This is a genomic window from Streptomyces sp. NBC_01241 (assembly GCF_041435435.1).
Classification (GTDB): Bacteria; Actinomycetota; Actinomycetes; order Streptomycetales; family Streptomycetaceae; genus Streptomyces.
On record NZ_CP108494.1, the window covers coordinates 2,875,914 to 2,893,196 of the forward strand.

Below are 17,283 nucleotides of genomic sequence, written 5' to 3' on the forward strand. Positions count from 1 at the left end.
ACGCCAGACGGTTGAGGGCGACTGCTGCCCCAAGTTGCCTGGTGGCTGCAGCGCCCGTTAGGGCAGGTCCTCCAAACGGGCGAGTAGCCCGGCAGCTGCCGCTACAGCGGCTGCTGCGTCCGCCAGCCACCAGGTGAAGTGTTCGGTGGTACGCGCGTCGTCGTGTTGGGCGCCGCTGAACAGCGCGTAGGCTTCCTGGATCAAGACCGCCCAACGCTCCGCCTGGCTCCGGTCGTTGGCTGGCTTCTTTGACGCCTCCCGGCAGACGGTCCAGGTCTTGCAAGCATCGCGCACCGCATCCAGCGCGGAACGGGCCTTGCCGACGGCCGCTTCGAACTCGCCGACCCCGACCAGCTCGCCACTGGCCGCAGCCCCCTCGCCGGCAAACCGCCTCGAAGGACGCCGATGAGCCTCAGAAACGTCCCGGTGAAGTCCGACCGCCGTACCTGAGCGCGGAGTCACGTTCGACGCGAGCAGGCAGGTCACTCGGATCAGCAGAACGGGGATCTTCGAGAGGACGCGATGATTCCTGTATACCCAACACGATCTTTACGTGAGGATGAGATCACGACTCGATCCTCAAGGACGCTGCATGACATCAAAATTGACGTCCCGTCATCACGGGCGACTTGAACTGACCTGGACGGACAAGGACAAGACTCTCCTGTCTACGGGTGACGGCAGGTATGACTACTCATTCGTCGACTCGTCGGACTACCGCGTCTCCGAGGTCCGGTTGCTCCACAAGGTCAGTCAGTTCGCGGCCGCCACACCCCAGGAGCGGCCGGCGGAGCTGCCGGAGCCGACCGAAGACAATCTCCTCGTCACCGGCGACGCCATGCACGCCCTCGACGCCCTGGCCAAGATCCCGGCCTACGCCGCCCGGTATCTCGGCAAGGTGAAGCTGGTCTACATCGATCCGCCGTTCAACACCGGTCAGGCGTTCTCGCAGTACGAGGACAGCATTGCGCACTCGATCTGGCTCACCCTTCTCAGAGATCGCATTCGCCAGATCAGGCCGCTGCTGACCGAGGACGGCTCCGTGTGGGTGCATCTGGACCACACGGAGTCTCACCGGTGCCGCGTGGTCTTGGACGAGGAGCTCGGTGAGCATAACTTCGTCGCCGAAGTCGCCTGGCAGAAGGCTGACTCGCCTCGGAACGACACCAAGGGGCTGTCGACGTCGCAGGACACCATCCTCGTCTATCGCAAGAGCGAGGCCTGGATCCCGAACCGCATGCCAAGGCTTGCGGTCTCGAACACGTCCCGCTACAAGTCGCGGGACGGCGACCCGGTTCCTTGGCGCGACGGTGATGCGACGGCAGGCGGCGCCGCTACGCACCAGCCCATGGTCTATGCGATCGAGCACCCGGTCACCGGGAAGAGGATGTATCCGCCGCCGGGCCGCTGCTGGGGCAAAGCGCAGTCGTGGATGCTCGAACAAATGTCCGAGTATGCCCCGTACGAGCTTCGCGACATCCACGACGAGGTCGAGCGGGCCCGGATATGCGGCACCACGCCAGACAAGGTGAAGCCCGGGGTGCCCGCGATCGCGCTGTCCGTTCCGCTCGAAGAAGCCGCCGCGAAAGCCCGGGCGCGCTTCGACGCCGGTCACTGGCCAGACCTCGTCATGCTCGGCCTTCGGGAGCAGATCCAGCGCAAGAAGCACCTCGAGGACAACGGCCGGGTACCGGAAACCTTGTGGCTGGGCAGCGAGGTCGGCGGCAATCTGCGCGGGAAGAACGAGATCAGGAATCTCTTCCCGGACGAGCACCCGTTCGCCACCCCCAAGCCGGAGCAGCTGATCGCCCGCATTGTTCATATCGGGTCGCTCCCAGGCGACATCGTTCTGGACTGCTTCGGTGGATCCGGCACGACAGCGGCGGTCGCCCACAAGATGGGACGCCGATGGGTGACCTGTGAACTGCTCTCCTCCAACGTGAGTCGATTCCTGCTTCCTCGCCTGACGAAGGTAGTCAACGGAGAGGACCCAGGAGGCGTCACCAGCATCACCGAGCGAATAGCCGCGGTCGCCGGTGACGACGAAGACGACATGGAGCTACCCGAGGGGGTCTCTCCGGAGAACGCGCAGGAGTTCAACCGGGTGCTCAGCAAAGTGGCCAAGGCGAACTTGGCCGACCTCGACGAGAAGACCATCAAGGCATTGAAGGCCGCTACCAAGACCAAGAACGTCACGACCCTGAACTGGCACGGGGGCGGCGGCTTCACGCACCTGCGCGTCGGGGAGTCCATGCTCGAGGAGGTCGCCGGCATCGTCGTGCTCGCCGACTGGGCAACTCAGGGGGCGCTCGCTGAGGCGATGTGCGCTCAACTGTCCGTGCCGTACGAACCCGACGACATCTTCGCTGGCCGCCAGGGCCGCACCCGCTATCTCGTGATCGACGGGATGGTCGGGAAAGGGACCATCGCGTCCGTCCTCGACCGGCTGCCCGAGGGCGAGGTCGTCGAGATCTGGGCGACCCAGATCGACAGCGACGCAACCGAGACACTGAGGGTTGACCGACCCGGCTCCAAGCTCGAACTGATCCCGGACAAGGTCCTGGACAACTACCGCCGTACGTCCGCCTCGAAGGCCCCGTTCGGGGCCGGCCGAACCGTACCGCCACCCCGTATCACCACGGAGACGAGCGACTCCGCCGCCGCAGGGGCCGAGAGGGAGAGTGTCTGATGGTGGAGCTGCGATTCCAGGCCGATTTCCTCGACGAGGTAGCACACCGTCTCGACCTGCGTGAACCCAACCGCAAGGCCATCGAGTCGGTGATCCTCCGCACCTCCGATCACTACGACGTCCAGGAGAGCTCCGACCCCTTCGAATGCATCGTCGACTCGGCGACCGGTGTCGGAAAGACCTATGTGATGGCCGGGCTCATGGAGTACCTGGCAGGCGCCGAGAGTCCGGCACGGAACTTCCTTCTGCTGGCACCCGGCCGCACCATCCGTGACAAGTCGGTACAGAACTTCACGCCCGGCAACCCCAAGTCACTGCGGCCCGTGATGCGCTCGGCCCCGTACGTCGTCACCGCCGACAATTTCAACGCGCCAGCCACCAGGGTCGCCATGGACGACGCGAGTGTCACCAAGCTATACATCTTCACCGTTCAGGCTCTGACCACGTCCACGGGCGAGGGCCGCGCCACCCATGTCCACTCCGAGAACCTAGGCGCCTCGTTCTTCGAACGCCTCGCCCGTCTCGACGACCTGGTGATCCTCGCCGATGAGCACCACTGCTACCGCGGACCGGCGTTCTCCCGGACCATCACCGACCTCAAGCCGGAACTCGTGGTCGGCCTGACCGCCACACCGGTCAGGGCCGACGAGGACCTGGTCGCATTTAGGTACCCGCTCGCTGCAGCCATCGCGGACGAACTGGTCAAGACCCCGGTGATGGTCGCGCGCCGTGACGACCGCACCGACACGGAGACCAAGCTCCTCGATGGCGTCAACCTTCTGCGGTACAAGGGCGCAGCGGCCGACGCGTACTGCACCGAGCATGAACTGCCGCGCGTCAACCCGGTCATGCTGGTCATCGCCGGGTCTATCGAAGAAGCGAGGGAGTACCAGGACGTCCTTGACTCCAGCTCCTTCGATGCTGGCGCCTGGGTCGGTACGACCTTGCTCGTGCACTCGAAGCTGAAAGGCGACGAAAAGGAGAGAGCCCTCGCTGACCTGCAGGCGGTGGAGGAACCCGACTCGCCCGTGCGGATCATCATCAGCATAGGGATGCTCAAGGAGGGTTGGGATGTCAAGAACGTCTACGTCATCGCATCCATGCGCGCCTCCGTCTCCGCGGTGCTCACCGAGCAAACCCTTGGCCGCGGCATGCGGCTCCCCTTCGGACGCTATACACAGGTGGAGTTCCTCGACACCCTTGAGGTCCTGGCCCACGAGAAGTACGGCGACCTGCTGAAGAAGCGCAGCGTCCTCAACGAGGCGTTCATCGACTACGGCACCTACGCGCATCTACGGCGAGCGGCCGACGGCAGCTTGGAGGTTCGCCAGACGGCCATCCCCGCGCCGGGCCTGGTCATCCCGGCTACACGGCCTTCCGCAACGGCCCAGACCGGAGATCCTGCGGCAAGTGAAGAGTTCTTGTTGTCGCCAGAGCCGGGCGACCTCAAGACAGCTCCGGCATCGACAGCCGCAGCTCCCATCGTCGGGATCGTGGACCAGGAGAGCCGGGCACGCCAGGCGAGGAAGGACGCGCAGTCCGGCACGATCATCGAGTATCCGGCGTTGCCGGACCGGGAGCCGATCGTGATCCCGCGACTCGTGTCCGTACCCCACCCGACAACGGTCAGCCTGAACGATATTGATCCGGAGGACTACGGACCGTTCCAGCGCCTCGGACGGGCATTGGTCACCGAGCACTCCGAGGAGCTGCGCCGCACCAAGCTGTCTGCGAGCCACAACTGGCAAAAGGCCCAGGTCCGCGCGGAGACTGCCCGAGACTCGATAAGGGCCGCTCTGCCTCTGGACATCCCGCTTCAGGAGACCCGCAAGGCACTCATCCGCCGCGTCATGTCGGCCAAGGACGTGCCGAACCGTAAGAACGAACTCGGGGCCGCAGAGAGGATCGTCGACTGCGTCATTGAGGCCATGGGCGACGAGGCTCAAGAGTGCCTGTCGGCCTTCCTCGAGGTATGCGGGCAGCGACTTGCCCGGCAGATCAGCAAGACACTGCGGGACTTCAACCCCACCCAGATCATGTACACCGACGATGTCGAATGGCTGGCAATCGACAAGACCCGTAAAGCGCAGCGGAAACAGGAAGCCGGACACGCAGACGGGACGTTCGACAAGAACCTGGCATTCAACGGATGGCAGAAGAACCTGTACAGCCACGCCTGGTTCGACAGCTCTCCCGAGTTCCAGACGGCCGGTCTGATCGATAGCAGCAGCTCCGTCGTGGTCTGGGCACGCCTTCACATCAACGACGTGCCGATCCAGTGGACCACGGACGGCCGGAACTACAACCCGGACTTCGTCGTCATCGAGGAGATCGAAGGGAAACGCTTCGGCTGGCTCGTAGAGACGAAGAGCGACAAAGACATGTCCGCTGCGGAAGTCCAGGCCAAACGGCGCGCAGCGAAGAAGTGGGCCAATACAGCCAACTCCTCCCCGCAAGTCCGAGGCGTCACGTGGAAGTACCTTCTCGCCGGTGAGCAGGACGTCGAGGACGCGGCTGGGCTGTGGGGGCGGCTGAAGGAGTTCTGCGGATAACTAATCGTTTCAGAACGAGCTGATCCGCAGGACTTGTGCTGAGCGATCTTGGTCGACAGGATGTCTGGGTGGCTACTGACCTCGATCTTTCGTGACGGCTCATCAGGTGAATTGGTGGGCCGTTTCGGGTTTTTCGGTGTGTGAGGGAAGGCCGGCGGCCCGGCTGTCGCGTCGGGTGGGCGCCGGGCTCCACGGCTCCTGTCGAGGGTGGTGCTGCTCGTAGGGCAAGGCGATGCTGCGTGGGGCGCCTCGCGTGGTCGATTGCGCTGACGCTTCCCCACGGGGCCTAAAGGTGGACACGCGGTCGGCGGAGTCCTAATGACCGAGTCAAGCCCGTCGCGCTCAGAACGGGCACGCAGCGGACACGGTGACCCCCTCGACGCGAACTATCGGCACGACGGCCGCTGAGGGCTGTCGGCCCGGCCACACGGGCTGTGGGGATCAGCCACGGTTATTGGTGGTCGGTGTGGTTGCTGTACTTCTCTGCTGTACTGCTGGCCCTGGGACAGACCGATACGGGGCGGTGGAACGATGAGCAGTCGCGGAGTGCTGGCGGTCGTGGGTGCGGCAGCTGATGGAGTCGAGACGCTGCGCACCGGACTGGTGGAGCCAGCCATGGCCCTTGGCTGGCAGGTAGCCGTGACCCTGACGCCCAATGCCGGCCGATGGCTGAGGGCGAACGGCGAGGTGGACCGACTGGAGACACTGACCGGCCTGCCGGTGCGGGATACACCCCGCCTTCCGACTGAGCCTCGCCCACACCCTGTCGCCGACTGCTACGTCGTCGCCCCGGCAAGTGCGAACTACGTCGCCAAGCTAGCGACGGGCATCGCCGACAGCCAAGCCCTGACACAGGTGGGCGAAGCGCTTGGCACGATCGGCGTTCCGGTGGTGGTGTTCCCTCGGATCAACGCTGCGCATGCGCGGCACCCGGCGTGGGAGCGGCACATCGAGACGCTGGGGAAAGCAGGCGTGGAGCTGATCTACGGGGCTGACATCTGGCCACTCGACGAACCGCGCCGGGGCCCAGCAGATCAAGAGCTTCCCTGGACCGCGATCTTGACGTCCGTACACCGGGTAATGGGGAATTGAACCTGCCCCACGAAGGCTGTCGAACGCTGACCACTGCTGTGATAATTCGACCATGCCTACGATGACTGATCTGGAAGAACGCGAGATCCGTGAGTACGTGACTTCCCAGACACCACCGGAGTCCGAGGACGGAGTCACCCTGGTGCAGAAGGTTGGCTGCCGAAGAGTAGCTGGTCGAAGTCATGATCTCTACGACGTCTGGATGTCGAGCGGACAGCGTTGGTGGGTCATTACGGACATGACCAATCTCTACTCACAGGATGACTTCAAGAGTCTCGATCAAGTATTCACCTACCATCTCGGCCTCAATACCATCCTCCATGAGCAGTTCAACGTACAACCGGATGAAGAACAGATTGAACATGTCAGCAAGCCATGGCGCCGCTATGCCGGAGCCGTCGATGCGATGGCGGCCGCACAGGAAGCTGAGGATTTTCAAGCTGTAGGCATACGCTGCCGTGAAGCCCTACTGGCATTGGTGCGCGAGAACATGAACGCTGAGTGGGTTCGCGTGCACGAAGAGACCCCACAAGTAGCCAACTTCAAGGCGTGGTTCGGGATCTTCGCAAACAGCCTCACGGCAAATAGCAAGCCGCGCGCCTACCTTAAAGCACTCGCGGTGAATACGTGGGACCTAACCGTATGGCTACAGCATTACGTCGACGCCTCTGAGCTGGACGCCGAGGTCGTGCTCGGCGCCACACAGCAACTCTTGAGAACCTTTACGTTGCTCCGTGTGCGCCACGATCAGCCAGTGGAACAGCGTTGCCCGAACTGCGACTCCTATCAGGTAGTAGAGGAAAGCAGTGAGCTAATTGAGCGAGATGCACAATTCGGCACACTACTGCACGACGAATGCGTGTCATGCGGGTGGAAGTCGGAGCAGAAGTTCACCCAGTGGCCTCTGGAACAGTTGAAGCGGCTGATCGACTACAAAACCGGTGCTTGGAGTCCACCCAAGAAATCGATGGAAGAGCTTGAGGTAAAGGACTCAGACAACTAGCCACGACCCTGAAGGTCGGCGGAGCGGCTTTGGCCGGTGTCCTGCCCGGTTTGGGGTCGAGCATGATCAGGGGGCCGTACGCTGGCTGGCAACTCGGGCAGGCTGTGATCCTGCCCGGAATTTGAACGAGTGGCCCCCTGGTCTTGCTCGACGCGGGACCCGAACCGGGGAGGTGGCTAAAGCCGTGGAGCCGACCGCCCCAGCCACAGCGGGTTTCCCCACCCTCGTGCCGGCCGTTTCTCTCGGGCTGGTGTCCGCGCTCGGTGCGCCGCCGCCCCGGCCGGGGGCAGCCGGGGCGGAGACAGAGGCAGCCCCCAGCCGGGGGGGCTGCGGCGCGCGCCGCGCTTGCGCGGCGCCTTGAGTAAGTGAAGACAGGTTTCGACAGTTACCTGGGACGCGGGTTCAGAGGGCGTGTAGTGCGCGGGGGCTGTCGGCGGTGATTCGGTAGGCGAGTTGGGTGCGGTCGGCGCCGGCGCGGAGTTCTTCGAGGATCAGCGGGCGTTGGTCTGTGCCGAGGGTGACGCGGGTGGCATGGACGATGGGGGTCGCGTCGGGGATCCGGAGCGTGACGCGCTCGTCGGGCAAGGGCATGCGGGCGCTGACGGTCTCGTCCCAGGTGAGTGTGTGACCAACTGCCGCGAGGATGGCGTAGATCTGTTCCGGCTCTGTGTCCGGGGCTTCGCCGAGCTGTTCGGCTTCGTTGGCCGCGGTGGCGAACGGGATGAGCACTCGGTGCAGCGCGCGGGTGTCGGTGCGCGGGTCGGACAGTAGGCGGTCAACCGCGAACAGGGCTTCGCCTTCTGCCAGTCCGAGGAGCGGGCCGGTGGTCGCCGTGGTCGTGGTGCGGTAGACCGACGGGGCCTCGACTTCCTGCCACGCTTGGTGGCCAGTGCGGAACGTCCTCCCGCTGCGGGTAATGGTCCGCTTGATGGTGACTGCCGGGGCGGGCATGGCTCGTACGTAGCTGCCCTTGCCATGGATGACCTCGATCAGCCCCTCCGCACGGAGGGCAGCAATGGCCTTGCGTACGGTCGGGCGGCTGACCTGGTAGCGATTGATGAGTTGGGCTTCCGAGGGGAGCGGGGCTCCGGGCTTGTACTCGCCCGTCGTGATGCCGCTGCGGATTTCGGCGGCGACCTGCTGGTACAGCGCGCCAGGACGCTGGATCTCTCCCATGCCGGGCCTCTCCTCATCACCTGTGGTGTCCGGTCCTGACGTGAGCTGACGTCACTCGTAAGCATAAGTGGTTGCGTTCTTCGGTCAAGACATGCAGACTCTCAACTCGTACGTACGAGTGACGTCACATGACGTCCTAGCGTTTCAGCGGCCGAGGAGACCCATCCATGCAGTCCATCCCTGTGGACACCTCCCGACTGGGCGTGCTTCGGTGCGCGGTCGGGCCTGAACCGAAGATCAGCGACTTCGAAACCAAGGAGGTCAAGAAGGACCGGGACGGCAACACCATCTACTCCGTAGCCGTGACGGTCCGCCAGGAAGGTCGTCGGGTCTCGGTGATCGAGATCGCCGTCACCGGAGAACCCAAGGGGGTGGTCGAGGGCGCGGAAGTGCGCGTGACAGGTCTCGACGCCTTCGCCTGGGCGATGGGCGACCGACACGGAATCAGCTTCCGCGCAGCGGCCATCACCCCCGTACCGACCGGCAACACAACCGCCACCGCACCCGCCGGCAAGACGGGGGGTGCCTGATGAATTCGATCCTGCTCGCGTTCGCCCTCGCCTTACTGGCGTGGTTGCTACTCGTCGGCAAGGAACTGCAACAGCGGCGGCCAGACTGGCACTGGTACGTCACCGGCTACCCCCGTACTGCTCTGCGCGTGGTGTTCACCTGGTCCAAGGTGGCTTACGTCAACGGCCTCACGGTCTCTCCCAAGCCCACCCGCCGTATCTTGGGGGACCTGGCAGTCAGGGGCGAGCCACTGCGGCCCCGGGCCCCGCGCTGCTCGTTCCCCCGGCTCACCCCGAACGGTCTGGAACTCCTGGTGCGGTTACGCGCCGGGCAGACCCCGACCCCGTTCGTGGCTGCGGCAGACGCATTCGCGCACGCCTGGCGCATGCACGCCGTACGGGTCGCCTCGCCGGAACGCGGTGTCGTACTGATCACAGCCACGGCCACCGATCCACTGGAACATCCCGGCCGTCCTGCTGTGCCGGAGTCCGCCGTACTGCTGTCGGTGGTCGTGGGTGCGCTGGAGACAGGTCGTGCATGGGTGATGGACTTCCGGCGTGTGCCGCACTGGCTGATCGTCGGTGCCACGCAGTCCGGTAAGTCCACGCTGATCGCGCGGCTGGTCACGCAGCTCGCCCCGCAACCGGTCGCCCTGGTCGGCATCGACTGCAAGGGCGGCATGGAACTCGGGCTGGTCGAACAACGGCTCTCCGCCCTGGCCACCTCCCGTAGTGATGCGGTCATCGTCCTCGGCGCGCTGGTCACCAACATGCAGGAGCGCATGAGGCTCTGCCGCGCTGCCGGTGCCCGGTCGATATGGGACCTGAACGAGAAAGTACGGCCGGTGCCGGTAGTCGTGATCGTTGATGAACTGGCAGAGCTGTACCTGACCAACGGCAGCAAGGAACAGCGAGCAGAGGCTGAGCAGTGCTCGACCTACCTCCTGAGGCTGGCACAGCTCGGCGCGGCCCTCGGCGTCCACCTGGTAGTGGCCGGCCAGCGGGTCGGCTCCGACCTCGGTCCCGGAGTCACCGCGCTCCCTGCCCAGTTGAGCGGCCGGATCTGCCACCGCGTCAACGATCCCGGGACCGCAGAAATGGCGCTCGGTGATCTCAACAAGGATGCCGTCGCGGTCGCTCAGTCGATCAGTGAGGCAGAACAAGGCGTCGCGGTGACCGTCGGCGACATGGGCAGCTGGGTCCGTGCCCGGTCACGGCTCACCACGTCCGACGAAGTGCAGGAAACAGCGACGGAGTGCGCGGAGCTGACTCCGTGCCTGCCGTACCTGGCGAACGCGGTGAAAAGCGTTCCGGCGCATGAGTGAGTCCGCAGCTCTTCCGCTGGCCCTGGTCTTCGGGCTGGCCACCGTGCTCCTCGTCCGCTCCCGCGAGGTGCGGTGGTGGGAAGCGGTACTGATCGCCCTGTTCGGCATGTACCTGGGACAGACACCGGTCATCTTCACCGCGGACGGCCTCGTGAACTGGTTCCTGTCCGGCTTCACCCACACCTGAGAGAAGCAGGGAGCGACCGAACCATGCCCATGCGCCGAGTCCGCTGCCCCATCTGCAAGGGCGAGCGCCACCCCAAGACCCACACCGGCCACCGGCGACGCTGCCGCTGCTGCCGGGGCACCGGCACCATCCGCTGACCCATCCCGCACAGCACTGTCAGCAACAACCCCGGGAGTGATCTCCATGGACGAATCCCACCCAGCCGAACCCATCCGTGCCGCTACGGCGGCCCATCCCGGGAGGTCCCCACCATCCCCGCCGAGAACCCCTCGGCTGACAGACGCGCCGTGCTCAACCGTACGGCGCGTCTGCGTCAGCTCTCCGAAGTCGACCAAGACCTGATCCGTCTCGTCCAGAATCCCCGCTTCGTCCGATGGCTGGAGCAGGTAAACGCCACCGGCGGCTGCGCGCACCCGATCCACCTCGCTGGCTCCACCACCACGCGCGACGCCACCAGCGGCGAAGTCCTGCACCAGTACGACACCAACGACGAACCCGGCGAACGCCTGCTCATCCGCTGCCGCAACCGCCGAGCCACCGTCTGCGCACCCTGCTCCCGCCTTCACGCGGGCGACACTTTCCATCTCGTCCGCGCCGGACTCGTCGGCGGGAAGTCCGTACCGACCGACGTGCGGGAGCGGCCCCGGCTGTTCGTCACCCTCACAGCGCCCTCATTCGGCGCCGTCCACCGCGCTACCGCCGACCGCGAACTATGCCGACCGCGACGCAACGCCGAACGGTGCGAACACGGCCGAACCCCCGGCTGTCCGGCCACCCACGACGCAACCGACCCCGCCGTCGGACAACCGCTCTGCCCCGGCTGCTACGACTACCCGACCCACATCCTGTGGCACGGGCACGCCGGACGGCTGTGGAAGGCGTTCAACGACAACCTCTACAACCACCTCGCCACCCGCACCGGGCACGCCCGCAGCGAACTGCGCCGGGCGGTACGCATCTCGTATGCCAAAGTCGCCGAGTACCAACGGCGCGCGGCCGTCCACGTGCACACGGTCGTCCGTCTCGACGGCGCGGGTGGCCCGGACGATCCGCCTCCGCCCTGGGCAACAGCCGACGTCCTAGCGGCTGTCGTCCCTACCGCCGCAGCAGCCGTGCACCTGCGCACCCCGTACAGCAGAGCACTGGGGGAACGAGAACTGCGCTGGGGTGCCCAACTCGACGCCCGGCCGCTCCGCGCCTTCGGAAGTGGTCACGACGGCCTGACCGACGACGCAGTTGCCGCGTACGTCGCCAAGTACGTCACCAAAGGCGCGGCCGACACCTCCGCCGGCCTCGACTACCGCGTCACGCACCCGGACGACATCACCGCGGCCCGGCTCTCGCCTCACGTACGCGCTCTCATGCGCACTTGCTGGCAACTCGGCGGCGTCCCGGAACTCGAACCCCTCCGGCTGCGCGCCTGGGCCCACACCCTCGGGTACCGGGGCCACATCCTCACCAAATCACGCGTCTACTCGACCACGTACACAGCCTTGCGCGCCGACCGAGCCGAACACGAACGAACCGCGTCCGACGCCACCGACGAACCCGGCACGATCACAGATGCCCGCTGGCGGTACGTCGGCTCCGGCCACTCCCCCGGCGCCACCCTCATCGCAGCAGGCATCGCCGAGGATCAAGCCCAGAACCGCGAGATCGCCCGCGCGGAGATCGGTCGGTCAAGGGCGGTCCGATGAACCAACGTGACCGGGATACAGAGATGGCCCGGCACTTGGACCGTGTGTGCCGGAAGTTCTCCACCAAGATCAGTCCGGAAGCTGCTCGCCGCCTGGCCCGGCTCCTGGAGCGCCAACCGGGCGGGAAGATCGAGTGAAAAGCGAGAGGGGCCCCAGCTGCGGGCCCCTCTTCGTTCGATGTGGTCAGAGCCAGATCGGGTTCTGCTCTATGTCGATCCTGCCGTAGTCGAACTGGCGGCCCTTCTTCGTCGCTTCTTTGATCTTGACGGCGGCGAACAGGAACCGCATCACGGCGTTCATGCGCTGGTAGTTCTCCGCCTCCTCAAGCGCCTTCCAACTCTCCCGAGCGTCAGGACCGACCAAGCCGTCCAGGACTTCCGCAGTCGGCCGGACAATCATCTTTCGTTCTACTTCCGCGATGCGGGCCTCGACCGTTTTCCGCATCTCGCGGTACTCCCGCGTCCTCAGTTCCTGGCTCTCCCACATGTCCTTCAGATCATCGAGTTCCTGCCGGTCCGCATCGATCGCCGCTTGGTCTTCTTCGGAGAGAGTTGAAGGCGCCGGGGCATCAGTGAGGTCAAGGCGCTCCAGCAGGTAGAGCGCGGCCTCGGTGACGAACTCCTCGACATTGGCGGCCTTGATCGCACGATGACAGCGGGGGATGTCGAGCCGTTGGGTGTGGTTGCAGATGTACTTCGTCGCCGCACCGCCCATCGGCTTGCCACATCCGGTACAGACCACGATGCCGCGCAGGAGGTGAGACCTGCCGGGCGTGCCCCTGGCTGCCCACACCGCCGCCCGGTAGGTGCGCCGCTCCTTGACCTCCAGCCACATGCCACGATCGATGATCGCCGGCCATTCGCCGTCGCCGATCTCTTCGCCTCGGAACACGCGAATGCCCGTGACATGGCGGTTGTCGAGGAGATCGCGTACCCGGGGCGCGTTCCAATTTCGTCCTTCGGCGGTCTTCTCTCCGCGCGCGTACAGCTCCTTCGCCAGCTGCATCGGGCCGTCCCCGTCCAGGTAGCGAGTGAAGATCTCCCGCACGATGGCAGCCTCTTCGGGGATGATCTCGGTGCCGGTCTTGTCGTAGCCGTAGCGGCGTCGGCCGGTGTGGGGCCTTCCGTCCTTGGCCCGGTCCACCATGGAATCGATGAGCCGACGCGAGGTGTCGTCGCTGGAGCGGCAGGAGTGGGCCACCTCGATCCGCAGGAAGAACCGGTCATCGGGGTCCGCCAGATCGCGCCGGTTCGCCTGGCCGTGAAGCGTGATGTCGTGATCGTCCGCGATCTGCAACAGCTCTTCCAGATCGCGCGGTTGACGCATGAGGCGGTCGGGGTGGTAGGTGAGGACGTGACGAACGCGTCCCAGCCTGGCCTCTTCGAGCAACGCATCCCATCCGGGGCGCTTACGCTTGCGCTGCCATGCCGAACGGTTGTTGTCCACGAAGACCTGGTGCTCGGCGACTGTGAGACCGAGCCGCTCGGCCACCTCGCGGCAGATTCCTTCCTGCCGGTCCACTCCGGTCTGGTCGTCGTCGCTGGCGTGGGAGATCCGGCAATAGATCGCCGCGGACTCTCCTGACCAGTCGGCGCGGCTGCTCCTGACCCGTTGGCTGCCGGCTGCCTGACTCGCGCGAATCGCTCGCCGTAAGCGAGCCTCGTCTTGTTGATCGGTGTCGTCTGTCGTCATGGAAAGAGACTACGAACGGGGCTTGATCCATGTCATGCGGTCGCGCTTCCAGGCGTCCGGGAAGCGCTCGTCGCGCACGGCGGGCAGCCCGATGGACGGGGCGTACGCCTGGTAGACGGTGAGGGTCGTGTCCGTGTGCTGGGCGCGGATCTCATGCTGTGGCCTGGTCGGGGCGGTCATGGCCCCATCACAGCACCGGTCCGGCCGGTGAGGCGACCGAGTTACCCGGAGAAGCAGCAGAAGCCGGGGAAACCGACGAGGCCGGAGAAACCGAAGAAGCCGATGAAGGGGAGCCACGACGGCTCCTATTCTTCGGCTTCTCTTCGGTCCCGGCTCGGGACGCCCCTGGCACGGTCATGCGACGTGGATACCCTGCCCCGCTCAGTAGGCGGAGTTGACGTTGTCGATGGAACCGTAGCGGTGCGCGGCGTAGTTGGAGGCAGCGGTGATGTTGGCGACGGGGTCGTAGATGTTCTTGGAGGTGCCGCTGACGTGGTACGCGTTGAAGGTGGGGTCGATGACCTGGAGCAGCCCCTTGGACGGGATGCCCTTGGCGGCGTTGGAGTCCCAGTTGTTGATGGCGTTCGGGTTGCCCGCGGACTCACGCATCAAGTTGCGATGGATACCTTCGTACGAGCCCGGGATGCCCTTCGCACGCATGACCTCCAGCGCCTGCTTGATCCAGACGTCCACGTTGCCGCCGGTGGCCTTGGCCGGGGTGGCGGCCGAGGCGCCCGGGGCGCCGGCGACGGTACCGGCCACGATCGCCGCACCGGCTGCGAGCATGCCCAGCGAAGCCTTCTTGGTGCGGGTCATACGGGCGAACTTCTTGGGCATCGAGGTGATCTGCATTCGGAATTCCTCTTTCGTCGGTGGGGTGATGCCAAGAATTGTTATGCCAAGAGGAAATCCAGGTCAATGATGGCCTTTTACTAAAAGCAATCGTATGTGGCGTCGGAAATGATCCAGCAATGCGCCACGGCAGCCGGAAACGACAGCCGGAACGACAGCACCGAACCTCTACTATTCCGCTTCATAGTGACGCCCGTCACGTGGCCCACCACACACGGCAAATGTGCCAAATCGCCACAAGAGTGGTGCGCGTCACGTGGTCTGCGCCACATAAAGAGCGGGCTATTGACTCACCGTAATGTGAAATAAGCACGCCGCATTGACTGCGAGCGGTGAGTCGCCTGCCCTGCGACGGTCTCCGCCGGGCGCGCTCGCCGGCCCGCCCCGGGCGGCCATGACCTCAGAGGTAATTGAGCGGATGCCGGGCCCGTCCTTACCGTTCGCATGACCAGAGCGACCGCATGACAACGACAGGAGGACCCAGTGATGTCGTCCCAGAACGCGAGTACGGTCCCGGCGACGGGCACCGCCCGCTCCGACGGCCTTCTCCGGGCTGCCCTCGTGGCAGATGTGATCCTCACCGGCGCGAACGGCATCGGCTATCTCGCGCTCGCCACCGTCCTGGACTCGTTCCTCGGCGTGCCGCTCCCCGTCCAGTACGCGGTGGGCATCTTCCTCACGGTGTACGCGCTGTGGGTGCTGACCGTCTCGCGGCAGCAGAACATCAGCCGCGGCGCGGTCACCGTCGTCATCACGCTGAACGCGGCCTGGGCCGTGGCCGGTGTCGTGACCGTCGTCCTGGACACGCTGACCGCCACGACGGCCGGCAACGGCTGGATCGTGTTCCAGGGGCTGGTCGTGGCGGCGATGGGCGCGGTCCAGTACGCGGGGCTGCGGCGCATGTGAGAGCGCGGTGCGACGGTCCGTACGGACACGGCGACGGCCCGTACGGACGGGGGATGCGTCCGTACGGGCCGTCGGCCGGGATGAGGGATCAGTGGTTGCGGGGGAAGCCCAGGTCCACGCCCGTCGGGGCGTCGGCCGGGTCCGGCCAGCGGGTGGTGACGACCTTGCCGCGGGTGTAGAAGTGCACGCCGTCGTTGCCGTAGATGTGGTGGTCGCCGAAGAGCGAGTCCTTCCAGCCACCGAAGGAGTGGTAGCCGACCGGCACCGGGATCGGCACGTTGACGCCGACCATGCCGGCCTCGATCTCCAGCTGGAAGCGGCGGGCGGCGCCGCCGTCACGGGTGAAGATCGCGGTGCCGTTGCCGAACGGCGAGGCGTTCATGAGGGCGACGCCCTCCTCGTACGTCTCGGCGCGCAGGACACACAGGACCGGGCCGAAGATCTCGTCCTTGTACGCGTCCGAGTCGGTGGACACGTTGTCGAGGAGGGAGAGGCCGATCCAATGGCCGCTCTCGAAGCCGTCGACCGTGTAGCCGGTGCCGTCGAGGACGACGTCGGCGCCCTGGGCGGCCGCGCCCGTGACGTAGGTGGCGACCTTGTCGCGGTGGGCGGCGGTGATCAGCGGGCCCATCTCGGACGTGGGGTCGTTGCCGGGGCCGATCTTGATCTTCTCGGCGCGCTCCTTGATCTTCGCGACGAGCTCGTCCGCGATGGAGCCGACCGCGACGACCGCGGAGATCGCCATGCAGCGCTCACCGGCGGAGCCGTACGCGGCGGAGACGGCGGCGTCGGCCGCGGCGTCGAGGTCCGCGTCCGGCAGCACCAGCATGTGGTTCTTCGCGCCGCCGAGCGCCTGGACGCGCTTGCCGTTGGCGGAGGCGGTGGCGTGGATGTACCGGGCGATCGGGGTGGAGCCCACGAAGGAGACCGCGGCCACGTCGGGGTGGTTCAGCAGCCCGTCGACGGCGACCTTGTCGCCGTGCAGAACGTTCAGCACGCCGTCCGGCAGACCCGCCTCGGAGGCCAGCTCGGCCAGCAGGTTGGCGGCCGACGGGTCCTTCTCGCTGGGCTTGAGCACAAAGGTGTTTCCGCAGGCGATGGCCAGCGGGAACATCCACATCGGGACCATGGCCGGGAAGTTGAACGGGGTGATCCCGGCGACGACACCGAGCGACTGGCGGATCGAGGAGACGTCGACCCGGCTGGAGACCTGGGTGGACAGCTCGCCCTTCAGCTGGGTCGTGATGCCGCACGCCAGCTCGACGATCTCCAGACCGCGGGCGACCTCGCCCAGCGCGTCCGAGTGCACCTTGCCGTGCTCGGCGGTGATCAGCGCGGCGATCTCGTCGCGGTGGGCGTCGAGCAGCGCACGGTAGCGGAAGAGGATCGCGGTACGGGTGGCCAGCGAGGACGTGCCCCAGGTGGCGTAGGCGTCCTTGGCGGCGGCCACCGCGGCGTCGACCTCTTCGAGGGAGGCGAGCGCGACCTGGGTGGTGACGGCGCCGGTGGCCGGGTCGGTGACCGGGCCGTAGTTGCCCGACGCGCCCTCGACGGTCTTGCCACCGATCCAGTGGTTGACGGTCTTCATGACAGAACTCCTTCA

General features: G+C 65.8%; 15 protein-coding genes and 1 pseudogene. 10 read left to right on the forward strand and 6 right to left on the reverse strand.

Annotation, left to right across the window (positions count from 1 at the left end; genetic code table 11):
• Positions 1-57 precede the first annotated feature (57 nt).
• A complete protein-coding gene (locus OG306_RS12510) occupies positions 58-486 on the reverse strand; it encodes a hypothetical protein (protein ID WP_371665286.1) in 429 nt (142 codons plus the stop codon).
• A gap of 106 nt (positions 487-592) precedes the next feature.
• Here OG306_RS12510 and OG306_RS12515 point away from each other — a divergent pair, with 106 nt between their 5' ends.
• From OG306_RS12515 to OG306_RS12530, 4 genes are all read left to right on the forward strand, one after another.
• Positions 593-2,689: a site-specific DNA-methyltransferase gene (locus tag OG306_RS12515; RefSeq protein WP_371665287.1), complete on the forward strand. Its 2,097-nt coding sequence runs from the start codon at positions 593-595 to the stop codon at positions 2,687-2,689.
• Positions 2,689-5,241, forward strand: a complete 2,553-nt coding sequence (locus tag OG306_RS12520) for a DEAD/DEAH box helicase family protein (protein WP_371665288.1) — start codon at positions 2,689-2,691, stop codon at positions 5,239-5,241. Before OG306_RS12515 ends, OG306_RS12520 begins: the two co-directional genes overlap by 1 nt.
• A 531-nt stretch (positions 5,242-5,772) precedes the next feature.
• A complete protein-coding gene (locus tag OG306_RS12525; protein ID WP_371665289.1) occupies positions 5,773-6,333 on the forward strand; it encodes a flavoprotein in 561 nt (186 codons plus the stop codon).
• Between the two features lie 61 nt (positions 6,334-6,394).
• Positions 6,395-7,336 (forward strand): hypothetical protein, encoded by a 942-nt coding sequence (locus OG306_RS12530; RefSeq protein WP_371665290.1) that lies wholly within the window; start codon positions 6,395-6,397, stop codon positions 7,334-7,336.
• 402 nt (positions 7,337-7,738) lie between these two features.
• On the opposite strand, the gene OG306_RS12535 is transcribed toward OG306_RS12530, so the two are convergent.
• On the reverse strand, positions 7,739-8,512 hold the full coding sequence (locus OG306_RS12535) for a GntR family transcriptional regulator (RefSeq protein ID WP_371665291.1): 774 nt from the start codon (positions 8,510-8,512) through the stop codon (positions 7,739-7,741).
• A gap of 167 nt (positions 8,513-8,679) precedes the next feature.
• Here OG306_RS12535 and OG306_RS12540 point away from each other — a divergent pair, with 167 nt between their 5' ends.
• The 5 genes from OG306_RS12540 to OG306_RS12560 all read left to right on the forward strand — a co-directional run bounded on the left by OG306_RS12540 (position 8,680) and on the right by OG306_RS12560 (position 12,367).
• Positions 8,680-9,042, forward strand: a complete 363-nt coding sequence (locus OG306_RS12540) for a hypothetical protein (protein WP_371665292.1) — start codon at positions 8,680-8,682, stop codon at positions 9,040-9,042.
• Positions 9,042-10,346: an FtsK/SpoIIIE domain-containing protein gene (locus tag OG306_RS12545; protein ID WP_371665293.1), complete on the forward strand. Its 1,305-nt coding sequence runs from the start codon at positions 9,042-9,044 to the stop codon at positions 10,344-10,346. The genes OG306_RS12540 and OG306_RS12545 overlap by 1 nt, the downstream gene beginning before the upstream one ends.
• Entirely contained in the window at positions 10,339-10,533 is a 195-nt protein-coding gene (locus tag OG306_RS12550; protein ID WP_371665294.1) for a hypothetical protein, read from the forward strand. Before OG306_RS12545 ends, OG306_RS12550 begins: the two co-directional genes overlap by 8 nt.
• A 287-nt stretch (positions 10,534-10,820) precedes the next feature.
• Positions 10,821-12,230 (forward strand): replication initiator, encoded by a 1,410-nt coding sequence (locus tag OG306_RS12555; protein WP_371665295.1) that lies wholly within the window; start codon positions 10,821-10,823, stop codon positions 12,228-12,230.
• Positions 12,227-12,367, forward strand: a complete 141-nt coding sequence (locus OG306_RS12560) for a hypothetical protein (RefSeq protein ID WP_371665296.1) — start codon at positions 12,227-12,229, stop codon at positions 12,365-12,367. The genes OG306_RS12555 and OG306_RS12560 overlap by 4 nt, the downstream gene beginning before the upstream one ends.
• 46 nt (positions 12,368-12,413) lie before the next feature.
• Here the strand turns inward: OG306_RS12560 and OG306_RS12565 are convergent, their stop codons facing one another.
• From OG306_RS12565 to OG306_RS12575, 3 genes and pseudogenes are all read right to left on the reverse strand, one after another.
• The gene (locus tag OG306_RS12565; RefSeq protein ID WP_371665297.1) at positions 12,414-13,922 is read right to left on the reverse strand and encodes a recombinase family protein; all 1,509 of its coding nucleotides are present in this window, start codon (positions 13,920-13,922) and stop codon (positions 12,414-12,416) included.
• A gap of 18 nt (positions 13,923-13,940) precedes the next feature.
• Positions 13,941-14,102 (reverse strand): annotated as a pseudogene (locus OG306_RS12570) (DUF4291 family protein); the annotation flags it as partial.
• A gap of 201 nt (positions 14,103-14,303) precedes the next feature.
• The gene (locus OG306_RS12575) at positions 14,304-14,774 is read right to left on the reverse strand and encodes a transglycosylase SLT domain-containing protein (RefSeq protein ID WP_266746264.1); all 471 of its coding nucleotides are present in this window, start codon (positions 14,772-14,774) and stop codon (positions 14,304-14,306) included.
• A gap of 486 nt (positions 14,775-15,260) precedes the next feature.
• Between OG306_RS12575 and OG306_RS12580 the strand changes: the two genes are divergently transcribed.
• A complete protein-coding gene (locus tag OG306_RS12580; protein WP_327259270.1) occupies positions 15,261-15,680 on the forward strand; it encodes a hypothetical protein in 420 nt (139 codons plus the stop codon).
• Positions 15,681-15,768: 88 nt separating this feature from the next.
• On the opposite strand, the gene OG306_RS12585 is transcribed toward OG306_RS12580, so the two are convergent.
• The gene (locus OG306_RS12585) at positions 15,769-17,268 is read right to left on the reverse strand and encodes a CoA-acylating methylmalonate-semialdehyde dehydrogenase (protein ID WP_266746266.1); all 1,500 of its coding nucleotides are present in this window, start codon (positions 17,266-17,268) and stop codon (positions 15,769-15,771) included.
• Positions 17,269-17,283 lie beyond the last annotated feature (15 nt).